Below are 20,090 nucleotides of genomic sequence, written 5' to 3'. Positions count from 1 at the left end.
TAGCGAAGGGGTGCATCTTACATATGAAATCAAAATGGGCGCTGCCGGCGCTGGTTCTGACCATGTCCGTCCTGCTGGCGGCATGCGGCGGTTCCAATGAATCGAAAAAAGAAAGCTCTGACAGCTCAGGCGGGTCAAAAGCATCTGCGTCAGCGGGAGAAGAGCTTTATCAGCAAAGCTGTATCGGCTGTCACGGTAAAGACTTAGAAGGCGGCGGAGGTCCGAATTTACAGGAAGTCGGCGGGAAGTATGATGAAGCTAAAATTGAAAGCATCATTAAAAACGGACGCGGCAATATGCCGAGCCATCTTGTAAATGATGAGGAAGCCGCGAAGATCGCAAAATGGCTGTCACAGAAAAAATAACAGAAAAACCTTGCCTGTTATAGGGGCAAGGTTTTTTCACGGTCTGGGAATGAAAAGAAACTGTAATAGTAATATGTCTAAATTTGACGTATAATGAAGTGTACTGAGGAAAAGGAACTTTCAGATTTTTCATCTGTTTCCTGGTAAATCGGCCATAAACCGCTGTACGTTTGCGAACTCTATGGCTGCAAGACATAATTAAAAGATTAGGTGATTTCATGATAGAGATGAAAGAAGTATATAAATCCTATCCGAACGGTGTAAAAGCGATTAACGGGCTGTCAGTCATGATTCATCCCGGAGAATTTGTATATGTCGTAGGGCCGAGCGGAGCCGGTAAATCTACTTTTATTAAAATGATTTACAGAGAAGAAAAACCGACAAAAGGGCAAATATTGATTAATCATAAAGATCTCGCGTCTGTGAAAGAAAAAGAGATTCCTTTCGTGCGGCGTAAAATAGGTGTTGTTTTCCAAGATTTCAAACTTCTTCCGAAACTGACGGTATTTGAAAACGTCGCGTTCGCGCTTGAGGTTATCGGAGAGCAGCAGTCAGTCATTAAAAAACGCGTGCTCGAAGTGCTCGATCTTGTGCAGCTGAAGCATAAAGCGCGGCAGTTTCCCGACCAGCTTTCCGGAGGAGAACAGCAGCGTGTTTCCATCGCAAGATCCATCGTCAACAATCCTGACGTCGTGATTGCTGACGAACCGACGGGCAACCTTGATCCGGTAACATCATGGGAAGTCATGAAGACGCTGGAAGAGATTAATAACCGCGGAACGACCGTCGTGATGGCGACACACAATAAAGAAATAGTAAACACCATGAAGAAACGGGTCATCGCGATCGAAGACGGAATTATTGTGCGTGATGAGTCAAGAGGGGAGTATGGTTCTTATGATTAAAATTCTCGGGCGCCATTTGCGTGAGAGTTTTAAATCTCTCGGAAGAAACACATGGATGACATTTGCATCCATCAGTGCCGTTACCGTTACATTGATTTTGGTCGGCGTGTTTTTAGTCATTATGCTGAATTTAAACAACATGGCTAAAAATGCTGAAAAAGAAGTGGAAATTAAAGTATTAATCGATCTGACGTCCAATAAGAAAACGCAGGATACGCTGCAGAATGAGATTAAAGACATCTCGGGAATTCAAAGCGTAGAGTTTTCATCTAAAGATAAAGAGCTTGATCAATTGGTCAAAAGCTTCGGCGACAGCGGAAAGGCCATGAAAATGCAAGATCAGGAAAACCCGCTGAACAACGCGTTTATCGTCAAAACGACAGATCCGCATGATACGCCGAAAGTCGCGAAAAAAATTGAGAAGCTGGATCATGTGTATAAAGTGACATACGGGAAAGAAGAAGTCAGCCGTCTGTTTAAGATCGTCGGGGTGTCACGCAACATCGGGATTGCGTTAATCATCGGCCTTCTGTTCACGGCGATGTTCTTAATTTCAAATACGATTAAAATCACGATTTTCGCCAGAAGAAAAGAGATTGAAATCATGAAGCTTGTCGGCGCGACAAACTGGTTTATCCGCTGGCCGTTCTTCCTGGAAGGGCTGCTGCTGGGGGTATTCGGTTCTATCATACCGATCGCTCTCGTGCTGAGTACGTACCAGTCGATGGTCGCTTGGGTGGCCCCGAAAGTTCAGGGCTCATTTGTTTCACTTCTGCCGTACAGCCCGTTTGTGTTCCAAGTATCACTTGTGCTCATTCTGATCGGCGCGGTTATCGGAGTATGGGGAAGTCTGACTTCCATCCGGAAATTCCTTCGTGTATAAATACAAAAGCCAGTCTGATATAGACTGGCTTTTTTTAATGGTTTCGTTACTGAATGACGGGCAGGGCCGGTGATCCGGGCTTTAATGTAAAGTCATAAGACGATTCGTCACGGTACATCGGGTCCGCATAAATGGAATCCGAATCGTTTGCCGTTCCTTTTTGGTACGCTGTGAATGAATCATATTCTCTGTTCTTCCAATTCCAAATGCCGTCTTTTCCCGCTTCTTTGTGATAGACGTTATGATTAACGGTATTGCCTTCGTTTTTCGTATAATCATTTGCGATAAAAATCCGTGAACCGCTTGCCGTCATGATGTTTTTTTCGATCGTGTTCCCTTTTGTGCCGTACTGCAGCAGCAGCTGGCCGCCGTCAAGGTCCTTCGTGTCATTTCGATACATAATGTTATGAGCGATCACCGAATTGATGGTGCCGCCGCGTTTCGTGTCATAGCCTCCGATTGAAATACCGGTGTAAGCATTGCCGTACACCTTGTTATCCGTAATCCGGATATCTCGTGCGTATTTCCCTTTATGTTCGGAAGTGGCTTCAATGCCGAGGTCATTGTTGTAAACGGTGTTCTTCTTAATGTCCACATGTTCTGCGCCGTCAACGTAAATACCGCCCGCTGAATATTCATCTCCGTAAGCGGGATTTCCGTAAGAAGAGTTATGGCTCACCGTATTGTTTTCAATGACGCCATTTCGCGCATAGTCGTTTTGCTTGGACGTTCCTTCGTATCCGATCACGTCAATCCCGATATTGTTATTGTCCCGGATGGTATTGCCGGCAATCTTAAATCCGTCAACATTCCCGTTCAGCACGACCGCTTCGCTTGCGCCGAGCGTCAGTTTTTCAACCGTATTATTTGTGATGCTGACATCCTTCATGGCGCCTGTGCCGTAAAACGCAATGCCGTGTGCATTTCCCTCATCAGCCGTGGTTTTAATGTTTCGGATATGGTTGCCGTCAATGTTGATATGACTGCTTGATCCGGTGACGAAGATTCCCATGGCCGTTGCATCTTCTGATGATACGGAGAGATTCTCAAGCGTAACGCCGTGAATGGTAATGTACTGTTTATTGCGGATTTGAATTAACGGAGTTTCAGAATCGCTTTTTGGCGCAGATTTGCCGCTGATTGAGACATGCTCATTCTGATAGTTCCGAAATGTAATCGGCTTTTCGGCCGTGCCGCTGTGCTTTACTTCAAACGTTTCATCGTACGTCCCTTCCCGAATCAATACGGTTGTCCCGGCCTCTGCCTTTTCAGCCGCATGTTTTAATGTGCGGAACGGCTTTTCTTTCGTTCCTTCATTTTGGTCGCTGCCTGCCGGAGAAACATACAGGGCGTCCGTCTGCATTTTTTCATTGGCCTCTGTTTTTGGCCAGACAAAGGCGGTAATGCCTGCGGCCAGAACCGCCGCGGATAAAATCGATAATTTTATTTTCATATCGCATTCTCCTGTATATTTAATGAATTGCATACAAAATATTATACGTTACCCATATATATGTAACAATCTCGCTTTTTCATTTTTTTGTTGCCGTTACATGAATTCTTTGCAATTTACACATACTATCTCCAGGTTTTCGTAAAAGGACTAAGAGGAGGTAAACGATGAAGCAGAAAATGATCGCAGTGATAGCTGCCGTCAGCATCATGTGCGGCGGAGCCCATATTGCCGGGGCGGCACAGCCGAATTCATCAGACGCAGAAAGAAGCCGGGCAATGGAAAAAATCGAAAAAGCATATGAGCTGATCTCGAACGAATACGTGGAAAATGTAGATAAAGAAAAGCTTCTTGAAGGAGCGATTCAGGGGATGCTGTCTACATTAAACGACCCTTATTCCGTTTATATGGACAAGCAGACCGCCAAGCAGTTTTCCGATTCTCTTGATTCTTCTTTCGAAGGGATCGGCGCTGAAGTCGGTATGAAAGACAATAAAATCATTATCGTATCACCGTTTAAGCAATCTCCGGCGGAAAAAGCGGGCCTCAAGCCGAATGATGAAATCATCAGCATAAACGGCGAGTCAATGAACGGGAAAGGTTTAAACGAAGCCGTGCTGAAAATCAGAGGAAAAAAAGGATCGAAGGTTTCTATTAAAATACAGCGTCCGGGTACTGATAAACAGCTGTCATTCCGGATTAAAAGAGCGGAAATCCCGCTTGAAACCGTATTTGCTTCCCGCAAAGAATCAGGCGGTCATCATGTCGGCTACATCGGAATATCGACATTTTCCGAGCATACCGCCCAGGACTTCGCCGCGGCGCTGAAAAAGCTTGAAAAACAAGGGATTGACGGTCTCGTCCTTGATGTAAGAGGGAATCCCGGCGGCTACCTTCAAAGCGTCGAACAAATTTTAAAGCATTTCATCACAAAAGACATGCCTTATATCCAAATTGCGGAGCGTAACGGCGATAAAAAACAATATTTCTCAACCTTAAAACATAAGAAGCCGTATCCCGTCAATGTCATTACGGATAAAGGAAGCGCCTCCGCTTCAGAAATTCTTGCGGGTGCGTTAAAAGAAGCGGGACATTATGACGTTGTCGGTGACAATTCTTTCGGTAAAGGAACGGTTCAGCAGGCCGTGCCTATGGGAGACGGGAGCAACATTAAATTGACGCTTTACAAATGGCTGACACCGAAAGGCAATTGGATTCACAAAAAAGGCATTGCTCCGACAATCGCTGTGAGCCAGCCGGATTATTTTGCGGCGGGACCGCTTCAGCTGAAACAGCCGCTTCAGCCTGATATGAACAGCGCGGATGTCAAGCACGCCCAAATCCTGCTGAAAGGCCTAGGCTTCGACCCGGGCAGAGCAGACGGCTATTTCAGCAAAACAATGAAAAAAGCCGTTCTGGCGTTTCAAGACCGGTACAAGCTTGATAAAACAGCGGTCATTGATAAAAAGACAGCGGAAAAAATGAATCAGCTGATGAATGAACAGAAATCTGACGAAAAAAATGATTTACAGCTGCAAATGGCGTTAAAATCATTATTTGTAAAATAAATGAAAAGGAGGCGTTTTTTACGTCTCCTGTTTCTTTTGTCACTCTCTAAAAATGAACTAAAAGACATATAATTATGTCGGTTTTGACAAGATATTAAAAAAATTTTCACATTTAAACATTTATAAAGGACAAACATTACCCGATATTTATAGAGAAGAGAGACTTTATGCCGAGTTAATATGTATTCAAAATGAAACTTTTGAAAGTTGCCTCAGTCAGTTTTAGTTCTTACAATAAAAGAAGGTTCTAATAGAGAACAGTTTTAGTTTGGCAGCTGCATTTCAGTATCGAAAGCAGAAGTGTTTGCGGCGCTTCAGCACGGCAGCTGTAATCACCCGTGCTTATCTGGATAAAAAAATGGGGGTTCACAATTGAAGAGGGCAAGTATTGTGCGTGAAAAAAAATATTATGAATTAGTGGAACAACTAAAAGACAGAACAAAAGACGTCACATTTTCATCAACAAAAGCACTAAGTCTTCTTATGCTGTTCAGCAGATACCTGGTCAATTACACAAATGTTGAATGCGTTCACGAAATCAATGAAGAGTGTGCGAAGCATTATTTCACTTACTTAATGAAAAACCATAAACGTTTAGGAATCAATCTGACGGATATTAAGCGGTCCATGCTTCTGATCAGCGGCGTGATCGAGGTGGAGGTTGACCACTATCTGAAAGATTTCTCTCTCTCAAATGTAACGCTGTGGATGACGGAAGAGAGATAGACGTTTGAGATATTCAAGCCAATGATTATTTGGTAGAATAGAATTAAAATGTTTGGCTTGAGGCGGTGAAAGCAGTGTCTGTTCAATGGGGAATTGAACTTCTGAAAAGTATCGGTCTGTTTTTTTTGCACCCGATGTTCTGGTTTTTTATCATCATAAGTCTCGCATGCGGATATTTGCGGATCAAACGTGAACGCCATACGTTTCATACAAAAATCGCGGATATGTATGACGAGCTTATCTTTACATACATAAAAGGACTTATACCGGGTATTCTTCTCTCCATATTATTTTTTGGACTGGGAATTTCGATTCCATTCGGTCTTCTCGGCATAATCGCGGCTGTGACTGCTTTGCTTTCGCTGACGTTCCGTATGAATTGGCTGTCCTCAGCTTATATTGTCAGCGCCGGCATGTTCATTGCGTTTATCCTTCAGTATACCCACACAGTGCCGTTTGCGGATCGGTTTCCGCAGGCATTCGGCGTGAATTGGGCATCGGCGGCCGTGTTTATGGGCCTTTTGATTATCACGGAGGGAGCGGCTGCCTGCCGTTCAGCGCATCTGAAAACATCTCCGGCGCTTGTCGTCAGCAGCAGAGGCCTGCCCATCGGCCGTCAATTGGCGAATCGCGCATGGCTGCTTCCGCTTTTCTTATTGGTGCCGGGCAGCGGGCTTGAGTCACACCTTTCCTGGTGGCCTGTCTTTACCGTACCGGGCGGCTCTTTCCATTTGATCTGGATTCCTTATATCGCCGGCTTCGGACAGCGTGTGCAGGGGTCACTTCCGGAAGTCAGCATAAGGATAACGGCGAAACGTGTCATGATTCTCGGGGTTATCGTGACCGCATTCGGGGCAGCGGCCCTTTGGTGGACTCCGCTTGCCGGAGCCGCCGCTTGTATTGCGGTGCTCGGACGCCTGTTTTTATCATTGAGACAGCGGCTGAACGATAACGCGGCTCCGTTTTATTTCTCTAAGCGGGATCAGGGCTTAATGGTGCTCGGCATCATTCCGAACACACCCGCGGACGATCTTGAGCTGAAGATCGGTGAGATTATTACGAAAGTAAACGGCATCCCCGTGAAGCATGTGTCGGATTTTTATGAAGCACTTCAAAAAAACCGCGCATTTGTAAAAATGGAAATCATCGGCCTGAACGGTGAGATCCGGTTTGATCAGCGCGCGTCCTATGAAGGCGAACATCATGAATTAGGTATTTTATTCGTGCAGGATGAACACGAGTACGAAGAAATGACAGCATTATAATGTGATTTTTCATAATTATTCGGAATAGTTTCAAGAACTCCTAAACTAGATTTCACAATCAGCTAGAAAGTAAAACAGCTAAGAAAATTATATTTTCTTAGCTGTTTTATTTTGAAATAATAAAAAAATAAATGAAGGAGAGGTATGGCTTATTGGAAAGGTTATTGCTAACTCCAAAACCTTAATCGCCCGACAAGCTGTTTCGAGTAATAGACCTAATGGTACCTACTGGGCTTATGAAGTGCTTCCTATAGATTTTATGAATCAATATGTTTTTTCTAATAAGCATGATTTTTATGAGGAAAAGTATGTTGAAATAAAGAAATGATATGACTAGGTTACATGGCGTACATCTGATATTTATTGGATAGGGGGGAGTACATTATAAAAAAGCTTTTACTTAAGAGATTACCGTTGATTTCACTTGGAGTTATAGCTTACATACTGACAAAATACGCGCAGAACCATCAGGATTGGGCGGAAAAATACAGTAGGTCTGTATATCCGTTATTGTCAAAAACAGTAGGATTTGTACCTTCTTGGGTCACATTTTCTGTTAGTGAATGGCTCGTAGTGTTGGTTGTGTTACTATTTCTATTTTATATCGTTTATTATGTGCGCAAGGTCATCATGAGTAAAGGTGCACGTAGGATGGTAGTTTATCGTGGTGCTCTAGGAATCGTTACGATCTGTAGCGTGATATATTTTTGTTATACTATTTTGGGTGGAATAAACTATTACAGATATTCTTTTTTGTCTTATACCGAATATAAAGAAGAGAACTACAGCAAGGAGGAACTGGTCAAATTGAGTAAGTCACTTGCCGTTGAAATGGAATTGGCAAGGGAAAAGTTAGCGGATACTGATCTTTTGGCTCATGTACCAGAGGTTTTTGATTATTATGCACAACACGCAGTGTTCTCGATGCAAATGTTATCAAAGAAATATCCTGTTTTGGAGCATTCATATTCAACACCAAAACCAGTGGTGATGTCAAAACTAATGTCGCATGCAGGGATACATGGTATTTTTGTCCCTTTTACTTATGAATCCAATATCAATGTTAATGTGCCAGTTTTTTTGGTGCCTGCTACTATGGCGCATGAATTGGCACATCAGAGTGGTTTCATGCATGAGGATGAGGCAAATTTTATAGCATATCTGGCATGTAAGCAGCAGGATGATCCAATGATACTTTACAGTGGTTTATTTCTGGCATTTGATTATTCTATATCTGAGCTAAAGAAAGTGGATCCAGATAAGGCGTCTGATATAATGTCCAGTCTGTCCAAAGCGGTGCGGCATGATATAGAACAAAATGAGCAGTACCGGGATAAGTATGAGGGTGTTATTTCAAGTATTTCAAGAAATGTAAATGACGTATATCTGAAGGCAAATAATCAGACAGACGGTTTGAATAGCTATAGTGATATGGTGAATTTGTTGCTGGCAGAGCAGCGAGAGATAGAGAAGTACAATTAAATGTATCTTGAATACTTATAGGTTTATATAGTAATGATAGTGGGCTCAAGTTGAACATAGGAGTGAGTGAAATAAATAAAATAAAAGTAATTCCTATTCCATATGCTGGAGCGTCGGTAAATGTATTTCATGAATGGAAAAAACTATTGCCGGATAGATATGAATTGTTTATGAGTGAATTGGCTGGAAGAGGAACTCGATTCAGCGAGCCTTGCTACTAGTCTGTTGATGAAGCAAGTGAAGATATCGCCAAAAGAATAAGTGAACAATTAGAATATGACGATGAATATGTTATATTTGGACACAGTATGGGAGCCTTATTGACTTATGAGATATATTATAAACTTAAGCAAATGGGAATTAAGGAACCAAGGCATCTGTTTTTTTCTGGGCGAAATGCTCCACATATTTTTGAAAAGAGAGAAGACATTGAAGATATGACTAATGAAACTTTCTTGCAAAAGGTAGAACAATATGGGGGATTACCAGAGGAGTTTTATACAAAAGAGATTATGGATATGTTTCTTCCGATTTTGCGAGCAGATTTTATAATTTTGGACAATTATAAGTTTCAGCCCAAAGCAGAAAAAATAAGTTGTGGAGTAAGCGTTTTTTATGCGGATAGCGATTTTTCGACTCATATCAATGAAATGCATAAATGGAGTGAAGTTGTTGAAGGGAATGTGAAATTTCATAAGTTTAAAGGAGAACATTTTTTTTTGAATCGGTATCCTAATGATATTGTAAATACTATTGTTAAAGATACAGAGACTTATTCTTGTTCATGAGAGATTCCTCGTTTCGTCAATGTTGGTGTGGTAACTTACATTGTACAAGAGGAATCTCTCTTTTGCATTCATTTTTTGGTAGAATTTAGATAATCGACAGACGTGTTATTATATAAATCTAAAAAGATTTTGGTTTAGACTTTCTTGTCCCAATCAAGTTCCAAAAATAAAAATTTAGACTTTCTTTTCTTTGTACAGTTTGAATGTGTTTTGAAATATTATATTTAAAATAAATTTTATCAGTCTGAGAATCCTTCAATGATTGTTACTTAATTTTGCTTAATTATAAAAGTAATATTCAATAATTGTTTTAGGTAGGTTTTAGTAAGGAGAATTATGAAAAATCACATATAAAAAGCCTGGTGCCGCTAACAACACGGCGGCCGTGCTTTTTTTACGGCCGGATTACGGCGCAAGCGGCCGAACTTGATCTGAGCTCTTAGCGATTTACATTTCCCTTTTCTCTTGTAAATAAAAAGATTCTAAAACTAGAAAAGGTTCCGGAAAGCAGATGCTTACGGAACCTTTTTCGTTATGCCGAATGGCTTTTTTTCGTCTGAACGGTTTCCCCGGACTTGATACCAAGCGATACGAACAAGCCGATCACAGAAACTCCGATCAATATGATAAACAGAATATGAAACCCGGAGATTAAACCGATCAGTGCTGAAGAAATAATGCTTCCGAAATAACGGAAGGTGGAAAAAATCCCGGATGCGATACCGGACATGCCCGGTTCTACCGTCGCAAGAGAAGATACCTGCATGCTCGTCAGCCCCGCACCTGACGCGATGCCTCCGACAATAAGCGATGCCATAAGAAACGGAACGGAATGGGAATAAACCAAAAACAGAAATAAGAGATTGGCTACGGCCATCAGCCCGAAGGACAGAAAAATCATTCTTCGCGCGCCCCATTTCTGATGCAGCTGAGCTCCGCCCCAGTTGCTGGCGGACATGAAAACAGAAAAGACTGACAGCGCCATGCCGCTGTGCGACGTATTCATGCTGAAGTGGCCGGTCATAAAGAGCGGCATAATCAATAACACGGCGTACATCATTAAATTGCTTAACAGGACCGACAGATTGGCGCTCGTAAAGGTCGTGTTTTTAAACAGGTCAAAATCAATAATCGGATGTTTCGTGCGCAGCTCCCGCCTGAAAAATAGCGGAACAAATATGAGAATGAGCAGCGCGTACACCCAATAGCCCAAAGAGCTTTCATTTTTCGTCAGAAGAATTATAGATACAATGCTTCCGGCAAGCAAAACGGACCCGATGATATCAAGCGGAGCGTCAGACGTTTCTTCTTTATATTTAGGAAACATCACTAATGCCGTCACGAGTGCGATCGCAAGAAACGGAATGTTGACCCAAAAGATCGAATGCCAGCTGAAGCTCTCAATTAAAAGAGAGCCGATAAACGGACCGAGAGCCGCGCCCAGCCCGGCACCGAGGCCGAAAAAGCCGAATACTTTCGGAAGCCGTTTTTCAGACACGACATGGCGGATGATGGCGATGCTGTTTGGCGTAAGCAAAGCGCCGCCGGCAGCCTGAAGCGCCCGGAAGAAAATCAATAAGAAAAGACTTGGCGAGAGGGCGCACCCCAATGATGCGATGAGAAAAAGGCCGACGCCCCATAAATACATTTTTTTGTTTCCGTACATATCACCGAGTTTGCCGGCAATGGGCTGTGTCACGGCCATCACGATTAAATACACGGTCACTACCCATGTGATGCTGGCAATTGATTCGCTGAATGAGCGGGAAATGGATGAAAGGGCGACTGCGATCATCGTAGAATTGATGGGAACGAGTATGGCTCCCAGCAAAAGCGAAACGATCAGCGCCCATTCTTTCTTTGAACCCATCCTTCATCCTCCTTGGGGCCGGAAAATGACCGGCCGGTAATGCCTTTCATGAAAATCTCAGTGCTGTGTTTCAGCATCGTTTCCTCAGAGAGAGTAATGACTCTTTTCCCCAGCTGCAGCCGGTGTATAAAATAACCGAAAATCATCGTCATAAAGACGTCTGCATTAGCTTCTTCGCTGCCGGGGCTTATCATATTTTTCTTTGTCAGCTCCTTAAAGTAAACGATTAAATGCTTTTTCACGGATTGCGGATATACGACAATATCCTGCAGGACGTCTTCGAATAGTTCCGGTTCGCGCAGGCAGATGCGGAACACTTCTTTTTTTTGTTCCAATTGCTGCAGAAGGGTCGTGGCGAAATGAAGAAGATCCTTATACAGATCGCCTTCCGCCTTGGTGATCATGCTTTCCGGAGCCGGCGTCTGCTGTTCAATCATGGCTTTCATTAATCCTTGTTTGTTTTTAAAATTACGGAAAATCGTTGCTTCGCTTACTTTTGCTTTTTCTGCGATTTCTTTTGTTGTCGCTGCGCGGTATCCTTTTTGGATGATCAGATTCATCGCGGCGTCAATAATTCTCTTGTTCGTCGTTCTCAACATGTTTCACCTCGCGTAAATACTGGCAGGACAAGTATACACCCGCCCTGCCCGTCAATAAAGAGGGAAACCTAGCATGAAGCGCGTTTGACAATCGTAATCTTGCCGTTTGTCCCGTCCACCGTGACGATATCTCCGTCGTTGAGCCTGTCAGTCGCGGCACGTGTGCCGAGAACGGCCGGGAGCCCGTATTCTCTCGCGATGATCGCTGCATGTGACAGGATGCCGCCCGTGTCCGTAATGACGGCCTTTGCATCCTGGAACAGACTGGTCCACAGCGGTGTCGTCATTTTGCAGACAAGCACGTCTCCTGTTGAAAAACGGGAAAATTCACTTGCGTCACGAATGACTTTCACCGGGCCGCTTGCGATTCCGCTTGACGCCGCAAGTCCGTAAATTTGATGTTCAGTGTTTTTTTCATCTTCTGTGATGGAGCCGGTAATCTGTTCAGCCGTTTTCAGCTGTTCCGAAGTCGGAGTCCCGAGATAAGCGGGGGCTTCAAGCAATTGATATTGCTGGAAGAGCTGTTTTCGTTCAGCGGCTTTTTCCTGCATCGGAACCGGCGACACCAGCGCTTTCTCGACTTCATCGCTGTATAAGTACCACATATCCTCCCGATCATCGATTACGCCTTGTTTTTGAAGCAGCTCGCCGATTTTCAGAAGGCAAAGGCGCGCTTTGGCGTCCAGCATCGCATCAATATAAAAATGGTGATCATCTTTGATGACGGATGAAGACAATGTCCACTGATAATAGCGGTCAAACGTCTCCCGAAAGCCGTCATCTTCAATTCTATCCATAAAGTCGGCGTAGAGCTGTTTTCGTTTTTCTATCGTTTTATGAAACTCACTGTCAAAATCGTATCCGTTCCGGACATAGTTCTGAATGTTGGCCAAAGCGAAATAAGGGTTTTCCGCCCAAGTTTCTTCAATCAGATCATGACTTTTCACGGATCTCCAGCCGTATTCCTGTAAAAATTCACCGACTTGTTCGAGAAAGCGTTTTCCCTCATTTGATTGCAGAAGCGTCTGATGCAGCTCGTCGGCATGAGAAACCGTAAAGACGCGCCGCAGCTCAGGGCTGTCTTTTACTTGTCCGGAAAGCAGCCAGAGCTGTCTGTCGGTCTCCAATGACTTATTCATGACGCCAGCCAGCATTTCGTACAGAAGGGAGGTGTTTTCTTTCTCAACCTGTCCGTACATGGATTCCAGTATCGTGTTTAACGCAACCTGCGGAAAGACAATATTGAAATGTTCTGCGTATCCTTTTAAATAGAAGTCTTGCAGGTTTCGGAACGCATCAAGGGCAGTCTCCGGCGTATGGTCTGTATGCGCCAGTTCGTCCAGCTTTTGATAAAAAGGCAGAAAGGTTTCCTGAATAATATCATACATGCGGTCAGCCAAGACGGGGAAAAGCGCTTCTAACTGTTCTGCGGGCAGCTTGTCGTCCGTCTTATGCTGTCTGGAAAAAACACGGCCCTGATGAAGTTTGACACGCTCGATTTCGATGCCCATTACAGGGAATGCCTTCGTGCTCTCTTTGAGGCCGTATTCCAAAGCCGGCACAATGAGTGAGGCGAATAACGGGCTGACGGGGCCTTCAATATTGGCCTCCATATTGAGCCAAAAATCTTTCTGATCCCGGGGCGTCATGATAAATTCCCGTTCTTCGTCTGCCGCTTTCTGATCCTGCGCGATCGTTGTAATCGGCCTGGCCTGAAGCAGATACAGCTTATTTTCGGCAAATCCGAATTCGAGATCCACGGGATAACCGTACAGTTCTTCCGTCTTTATCGTCAGCATGGTAAGCTCTTTGATGCTCTCGTCATCAAGGCAGAAGCGGTTTCTCATGTCAGCGGTCGTCTCTTTTTCCGTCACGCCTTCGTCTTTAGAAACGATATACATTTCTTTTAAGCCGATTTCTTTTTCAATCTGAAATGTGTCTTTATTGACGATAAATGTGTCGGGCGTCACGCTGCCGGAGACGATTGCTTCTCCGAGACCGTAGCTCGCGCTGATCATCAGTTCTCCGTCATCGTGTGTGACGGGGTTGCGGCTGAAAATGACCCCTGAAACCTCGGAATTGATAAGCCCTTGCACGACAACGCCCATTAACGGTTCTGCGGTGTCATTGTTCATTTTCTCTTTATAACCGCTGACCCGCGCCGAGAAGAAGGAAGCCCAGCATTCTTTCACTTTTCCGAGAAACTCTTCTTCTGTTTTGATATTTAAATAGGTTTCGTACTGACCAGCGAAAGAAGCGCCTTCAAGATCTTCGGACGCGGAGGAGGAACGTACGGCGACAGAGGCGTATGATTCTCTCAATTCATAAAACGACGCGGTCAGTTCCTCCCGAAGCTCTTTTGAAAACGTGCCGTTCATAATGGCGCGCTCCATCTGTTCCTGATCTGCTTGAAGCCCGTTGTCTTCCATAAAACGTGTCAGGGCATTCGTCTGAATGATGAAACCGCCGGGAACGGGCAGCCCGTTTTTCGTCAGTTTAATCAGGTTCATTCCTTTTGCTCCTGCAGAGCGGCTCGATTCTTCCGCTTTTTGAAATCGCACTGAATACATGCGGTATGACCCCCTTTTTTTCCTCATCCAAGAAAATGATAGTAAACACTATCATTACATTGTAAAGAGGGAGGAAGAAACTGTCAAAGATACAAAGACCTAAACCTTCTCATCCTTTCGGCTGAAGAAAGGTAATTCGATTCATCTGGTTAATGGTTCAATGGATTTATATTCACAATTTTTTTGACAGATGATTGAAGACTGCTGAAAAAGGGTATTGTGATAGCAGGGGAACGATTGTCCGATTCTTCATTTTTTACTATAATCAGATGAGATGAAGAATTCCCGAGGAGGGTTTTTGTGATTACAAAAGCCGTTTTTGCATTATGTTTCCCTTTTATGCTGGTCGTCCTTTTTACGCGCGTCACGTTTAACCACTATGTGGCGATCGCTCTCACAGCCGCACTGCTTTTCGCATCCTATTTAAAGGGTTACACCGAAACGTATTTTATCGTTGGATTGGATGTCGTATCGCTGGTGGCCGGAGGGCTGTACATGGCCAAAAAAGAAGCAGACAAAAAGAAAGACAATGCCTGACATGGTGAATATGAAATAGAATGCCTGCTTTTACGCCATAAAAGCAGGTTTTTTATACAAAAATTGCCTTGGTAAAAACAATCCATCGAACTTTAGTTCGTATTTTTAGTGATTTTGCCCGTCATTGTGTTACTATATCAATAGGAAGATTTCGTAAAGAAACGGAGGCTTTTTTGTGAAAGATCGTTTTGAGTTAGTCTCGAAATATCAGCCCCAGGGAGATCAGCCGCAAGCGATTGAGAAGCTTGTCAAAGGCATACAGGAAGGCAGAAAACACCAGACTCTCCTGGGTGCGACAGGGACGGGCAAAACCTTTACCGTGTCCAATCTTATTAAAGAAGTGAATAAACCGACACTGGTCATTGCCCATAACAAAACCCTTGCCGGACAGCTGTACAGCGAGTTTAAGGAGTTTTTCCCGAACAACGCTGTCGAATATTTTGTCAGCTATTACGATTACTATCAGCCGGAGGCGTACGTGCCTCAAACGGATACTTTTATAGAGAAAGACGCAAGCATTAATGATGAAATTGATAAACTGAGACACTCCGCGACATCCTCTCTGTTTGAACGGAGAGATGTCATTATTATCGCGAGTGTGTCATGCATATACGGTCTCGGTTCGCCTGAAGAATACCGGGAAATGGTTGTGTCGCTCAGACCGGAAATGGAGATTGAGCGGAACGAGCTGCTGAGAAAGCTTGTGGATATCCAGTATGCCCGCAATGATATCGACTTTCAGCGCGGGACGTTCCGCGTGCGCGGAGACGTTGTGGAAATCTTCCCGGCTTCCCGTGACGAACATTGTATCAGAGTGGAATTTTTCGGAGATGAAATTGAGCGGATCAGAGAGGTCGACGCTTTGACCGGAGAAATTCTCGGCGACCGTGACCATGTCGCGATTTTCCCGGCTTCCCACTTCGTCACCCGGGCGGAAAAGATGGAAAAAGCGATTCTGAATATTGAACAGGAGCTTGAGGAGCGCTTGAAAGTGATGCACGAAAACGGCAAGCTCCTTGAAGCGCAGCGGCTTGAGCAGCGGACGAGATATGATCTTGAAATGATGCGGGAAATGGGTTTTTGCTCAGGGATCGAGAACTATTCAAGACATTTGACGCTCCGACCGCCGGGCTCTACGCCGTATACGCTGCTTGATTATTTTCCGGATGATTTTATGATTGTCGTTGATGAATCACATGTGACGATTCCGCAGGTGCGCGGCATGTTCAACGGTGACCAGGCGAGAAAACAGGTGCTTGTCGATCACGGGTTCCGCCTGCCGTCAGCGCTTGACAACCGTCCGCTCCGATTCGAGGAATTTGAGAAACACATGCACAATATCGTGTACGTGTCGGCGACTCCGGGACCGTATGAAATTGAGCATACGCCGGAAATGATCGAGCAGATCATCAGACCGACGGGACTCCTCGATCCCCTCATTGACGTCCGGCCGATCGAAGGACAGATTGATGATCTGATCGGCGAGATACAGGCGAGGATTGAACGGAATGAACGCGTTCTCGTGACGACTTTAACGAAAAAAATGTCAGAGGATCTGACCGATTATCTCAAGGAAATCGGCATCAAGGTCAATTATCTGCATTCCGAGATTAAGACGCTTGAACGGATTGAAATCATCCGTGACCTCCGCCTCGGAAAACATGATGTGTTAATCGGCATCAACCTGCTGAGGGAAGGGCTTGATATTCCGGAAGTGTCACTTGTCGCCATTCTCGATGCGGATAAAGAAGGCTTCCTCCGTTCTGAACGTTCGCTGATTCAGACGATCGGACGGGCGGCACGAAACGCGGAAGGCCGCGTCATCATGTATGCCGATAAAATCACGAATTCGATGGAAATCGCGATTAATGAAACGAAGCGCCGCCGGGAACAGCAGGAGCGCTTTAACGAAATTCACGGCATTACGCCGCAAACGATCAATAAGGAAATCCGCGATGTGATCCGCGCGACGCAGGCCGCTGAGGATAAAGAAGAATATAAAACAAAAGCCGCGCCTAAACTGGCGAAGATGACGAAGAAAGAACGCCAGAAAGTCGTTGAGCAAATGGAGCACGAAATGAAAGAAGCGGCCAGAGCGCTTGATTTCGAGCGGGCGGCAGAGCTTCGTGATTTACTGTTAGAGCTTAAAGCGGAAGGATGATGAACACATGGCAATTGACCGGATCGAGGTGAAAGGCGCAAGGGCGCACAATTTAAAAAACATTGATGTAACGATTCCGCGGGATCAGCTCGTCGTCGTGACGGGGCTGTCCGGATCGGGAAAATCATCCCTTGCCTTTGACACCATTTACGCGGAAGGACAGAGGCGGTATGTTGAATCGCTTTCTGCCTATGCGCGCCAATTTTTAGGACAGATGGATAAGCCGGACGTTGATGCGATCGAAGGGCTTTCTCCGGCGATCAGCATTGACCAGAAAACAACAAGCCGCAATCCGCGGTCAACCGTCGGAACGGTAACGGAGATTTATGATTATCTCCGGCTGCTGTACGCGAGAGTCGGGAAGCCGCACTGCCCGGAGCACGGCATTGAAATTACGTCGCAAACGATTGAACAGATGGTTGACCGGATTCTTGAATATCCGGAGCGGACGAAGCTTCAAGTGCTTGCGCCGATCATCTCAGGCAGAAAAGGCGCCCATGTCAAAGTGCTTGACCAAATCAGAAAGCAAGGTTACGTAAGGGTGCGGATTGACGGAGAAATGGCCGAGCTTTCCGACGATATTGAACTTGAAAAAAACAAAAAGCATTCCATTGAAGTAGTCATTGACCGGATTGTCGTCAAGGAAGGGGTTGCCGCCCGGCTTTCCGACTCACTGGAAACCGCGCTCCGCTTAGGGGAAGGCCGTGTCATGATAGATATCATCGGTCAGGAGGAGCTGATGTTCAGCGAGCATCACGCCTGTCCGCTGTGCGGTTTTTCTATCGGAGAGCTTGAACCCCGGCTGTTTTCGTTTAACAGCCCGTTCGGCGCCTGCCCGACTTGTGACGGTCTCGGCCTGAAGCTGGAAGTGGACCCAGAGCTCGTCATTCCCAATCCTGAGCTGTCATTAAAAGAACACGCCATCGCGCCGTGGACGCCGATCAGTTCACAATATTATCCGCAGCTGCTTCAGGCGGTCTGCCGCCATTACGGCATTGATATGGAGACTCCGGTCAAAGACCTGCCGAAGCATCAGCTTGATAAAGTGCTGTACGGCAGCGGCGATGAACGGATCTACTTTAAATACGAGAATGATTTCGGACAAGTGCGCGAAAATGAAATTGAATTTGAAGGCGTGCTGCGCAATATTGAGAGACGGTATAAAGAGACAAGCTCCGATTATATCCGTGAACAGATGGAGCAGTACATGTCACAGAAATCGTGCCCGACGTGCAAAGGCTACCGGCTGAAGAAAGAAGCGCTTGCCGTTTTGGTTAATGGGCGCCACATCGGCACCATTACCGAGCTTTCCGTCGGCGATGCGCTGGAATTTTTCAAAAACCTGACGCTGTCTGAGAAAGATATGCAGATTGCCGATTTAATTTTAAGAGAGATTGTGGAGCGGCTCAGCTTCTTAGATAAAGTCGGTCTTGATTACCTGACGCTGAGCCGGGCGGCGGGAACGCTGTCAGGCGGAGAAGCCCAGCGTATCAGGCTTGCGACGCAGATCGGCTCCCGTTTGTCAGGCGTCCTGTACATTCTTGATGAGCCGTCCATCGGTCTTCACCAGCGTGACAATGACCGTCTGATCAGCGCGCTGAAAAACATGAGGGATCTCGGCAACACACTGATTGTCGTGGAGCATGATGAAGATACGATGATGGCTGCCGATTATTTGATAGATATCGGTCCGGGTGCCGGCATTCACGGCGGCCGCGTCATATCGGCGGGGACGCCTGAAGAAGTGATGAATGATGCGGACTCTCTGACCGGACGTTATTTGTCAGGGGCTCAATTCATCCCGATGCCTCCGGAGAGAAGAAAGCCTGACGGCCGGTTCATTGAAATCAAAGGCGCTTCAGAAAACAACCTGAAAAAAGCGAACGCCAAATTCCCGCTCGGCACTTTTACGGCGGTGACAGGTGTGTCCGGTTCCGGAAAAAGCACGCTTGTGAATGAAATTCTGCATAAGGCGCTTGCGCAAAAGCTTCATAAAGCCAAAGCGAAACCGGGAAGCCATAAAGAAATCAAAGGCCTTGACCACCTTGATAAGGTGATCGACATCGACCAGGCGCCGATCGGCCGGACACCGAGATCAAACCCGGCAACTTACACGGGCGTGTTTGATGATATCCGCGATGTATTCGCGCAGACAAATGAAGCAAAGGTGCGCGGCTATAAAAAAGGCCGGTTCAGTTTTAATGTAAAAGGCGGGCGCTGTGAGGCCTGCCGCGGCGACGGCATCATCAAAATTGAGATGCACTTCCTTCCTGACGTGTACGTTCCGTGTGAAGTGTGCCACGGCAAACGTTACAACCGGGAGACGCTGGAGGTCACATACAAAGGAAAAAGCATTTCTGACGTTCTGGATATGACGGTGGAAGATGCTCTGTCTTTCTTTGAAAATATCCCGAAAATCAAACGCAAGCTTCAAACGCTTGCCGATGTCGGACTCGGGTATGTGACGCTCGGCCAGCCGGCGACGACGCTGTCAGGCGGAGAAGCGCAGCGCGTCAAGCTTGCTTCCGAACTGCATAAGCGTTCCACCGGCCGGACGCTGTATATTTTGGACGAACCGACGACAGGCCTCCACGTTGATGATATCGCAAGGCTTTTGGTTGTGCTTCAAAGACTCGTCGATAACGGAGATACCGTTTTGGTCATTGAACACAATCTCGATATCATTAAAACGGCGGACTACATCGTCGATCTGGGACCTGAAGGCGGAGCGGGCGGCGGCATGATCGTAGCCTCCGGGACGCCTGAAGAAGTTGTCGAAGTGAAAGAATCATATACGGGCCGCTATCTGAAACCGGTAATGGAACGAGATAGAAAACGGATGAAAACATTGCTGGCCGAAAAAGAAACGGCAGCCACGTAATAGATCAATAAAAACAGCCCAAAACTCATCGGTTTTG

General features: G+C 45.6%; 15 protein-coding genes. 11 read left to right on the top strand and 4 right to left on the bottom strand.

Translation table 11 applies throughout. The annotated features are described in order from the left end of the window. Positions 1-23: 23 nt before the first annotated feature. The 3 genes from cccB (at position 24) to ftsX (ending at position 2,153) form a co-directional block, all read left to right on the top strand. Positions 24-365: a cytochrome c551 gene (gene cccB / locus J6600_RS16580; RefSeq protein WP_129091399.1), complete on the top strand. Its 342-nt coding sequence runs from the start codon at positions 24-26 to the stop codon at positions 363-365. Positions 366-583: 218 nt separating this feature from the next. Then, complete coding sequence (gene ftsE / locus J6600_RS16575) at positions 584-1,270, top strand: cell division ATP-binding protein FtsE (protein ID WP_007407465.1); 687 nt, start codon at positions 584-586, stop codon at positions 1,268-1,270. Further along, a complete protein-coding gene (gene ftsX, locus J6600_RS16570; protein ID WP_007407464.1) occupies positions 1,263-2,153 on the top strand; it encodes a permease-like cell division protein FtsX in 891 nt (296 codons plus the stop codon). The genes ftsE and ftsX overlap by 8 nt, the downstream gene beginning before the upstream one ends. 46 nt (positions 2,154-2,199) lie before the next feature. Here the strand turns inward: ftsX and J6600_RS16565 are convergent, their stop codons facing one another. Further along, the gene (locus J6600_RS16565) at positions 2,200-3,606 is read right to left on the bottom strand and encodes a right-handed parallel beta-helix repeat-containing protein (protein WP_209387638.1); all 1,407 of its coding nucleotides are present in this window, start codon (positions 3,604-3,606) and stop codon (positions 2,200-2,202) included. Between the two features lie 209 nt (positions 3,607-3,815). Between J6600_RS16565 and ctpB the strand changes: the two genes are divergently transcribed. The 5 genes from ctpB to J6600_RS19630 all read left to right on the top strand — a co-directional run bounded on the left by ctpB (position 3,816) and on the right by J6600_RS19630 (position 9,435). Then, positions 3,816-5,174 carry a carboxy-terminal processing protease CtpB gene (gene ctpB / locus J6600_RS16560; RefSeq protein WP_481748181.1) on the top strand — a complete coding sequence of 453 codons (1,359 nt, stop codon included), beginning with the start codon at positions 3,816-3,818 and terminating at the stop codon, positions 5,172-5,174. Positions 5,175-5,546: 372 nt separating this feature from the next. Further along, positions 5,547-5,900, top strand: a complete 354-nt coding sequence (gene swrA, locus J6600_RS16555; RefSeq protein ID WP_014305920.1) for a swarming motility protein SwrAA — start codon at positions 5,547-5,549, stop codon at positions 5,898-5,900. Between the two features lie 74 nt (positions 5,901-5,974). Continuing rightward, positions 5,975-7,165, top strand: a complete 1,191-nt coding sequence (gene minJ, locus J6600_RS16550; protein ID WP_209387636.1) for a cell division topological determinant MinJ — start codon at positions 5,975-5,977, stop codon at positions 7,163-7,165. Positions 7,166-7,579: 414 nt separating this feature from the next. Beyond that, a complete protein-coding gene (locus J6600_RS16545) occupies positions 7,580-8,647 on the top strand; it encodes a DUF3810 domain-containing protein (protein ID WP_209387635.1) in 1,068 nt (355 codons plus the stop codon). A 245-nt stretch (positions 8,648-8,892) separates the two neighbouring features. Beyond that, a complete protein-coding gene (locus tag J6600_RS19630; protein ID WP_348633734.1) occupies positions 8,893-9,435 on the top strand; it encodes a thioesterase II family protein in 543 nt (180 codons plus the stop codon). 532 nt (positions 9,436-9,967) lie between these two features. Here the strand turns inward: J6600_RS19630 and J6600_RS16535 are convergent. From J6600_RS16535 to J6600_RS16525, 3 genes are all read right to left on the bottom strand, one after another. Then, positions 9,968-11,305: an MFS transporter gene (locus J6600_RS16535; RefSeq protein WP_209387634.1), complete on the bottom strand. Its 1,338-nt coding sequence runs from the start codon at positions 11,303-11,305 to the stop codon at positions 9,968-9,970. Then, entirely contained in the window at positions 11,278-11,901 is a 624-nt protein-coding gene (locus J6600_RS16530) for a TetR/AcrR family transcriptional regulator (protein WP_209388364.1), read from the bottom strand. Before J6600_RS16530 ends, J6600_RS16535 begins: the two co-directional genes overlap by 28 nt. Before the next feature lie 71 nt (positions 11,902-11,972). Further along, entirely contained in the window at positions 11,973-14,474 is a 2,502-nt protein-coding gene (locus tag J6600_RS16525; protein ID WP_209387633.1) for a PEP/pyruvate-binding domain-containing protein, read from the bottom strand. 300 nt (positions 14,475-14,774) lie between these two features. Here J6600_RS16525 and J6600_RS16520 point away from each other — a divergent pair, with 300 nt between their 5' ends. The 3 genes from J6600_RS16520 (at position 14,775) to uvrA (ending at position 20,053) form a co-directional block, all read left to right on the top strand. Further along, a complete protein-coding gene (locus tag J6600_RS16520; protein WP_003151438.1) occupies positions 14,775-15,011 on the top strand; it encodes a CsbA family protein in 237 nt (78 codons plus the stop codon). A 175-nt stretch (positions 15,012-15,186) separates the two neighbouring features. Continuing rightward, complete coding sequence (gene uvrB / locus J6600_RS16515) at positions 15,187-17,172, top strand: excinuclease ABC subunit UvrB (protein WP_003151439.1); 1,986 nt, start codon at positions 15,187-15,189, stop codon at positions 17,170-17,172. 7 nt (positions 17,173-17,179) lie between these two features. Further along, positions 17,180-20,053, top strand: a complete 2,874-nt coding sequence (gene uvrA, locus J6600_RS16510) for an excinuclease ABC subunit UvrA (RefSeq protein ID WP_209387632.1) — start codon at positions 17,180-17,182, stop codon at positions 20,051-20,053. Positions 20,054-20,090 lie beyond the last annotated feature (37 nt).

This window comes from Bacillus sp. LJBV19, assembly GCF_017797845.1.
Lineage (GTDB): Bacteria > Bacillota > Bacilli > Bacillales > Bacillaceae > Bacillus > Bacillus velezensis.
The sequence above is the reverse complement of the archived record's forward strand: the minus strand, read 5'-3'. Positions and strand labels throughout refer to the sequence as shown.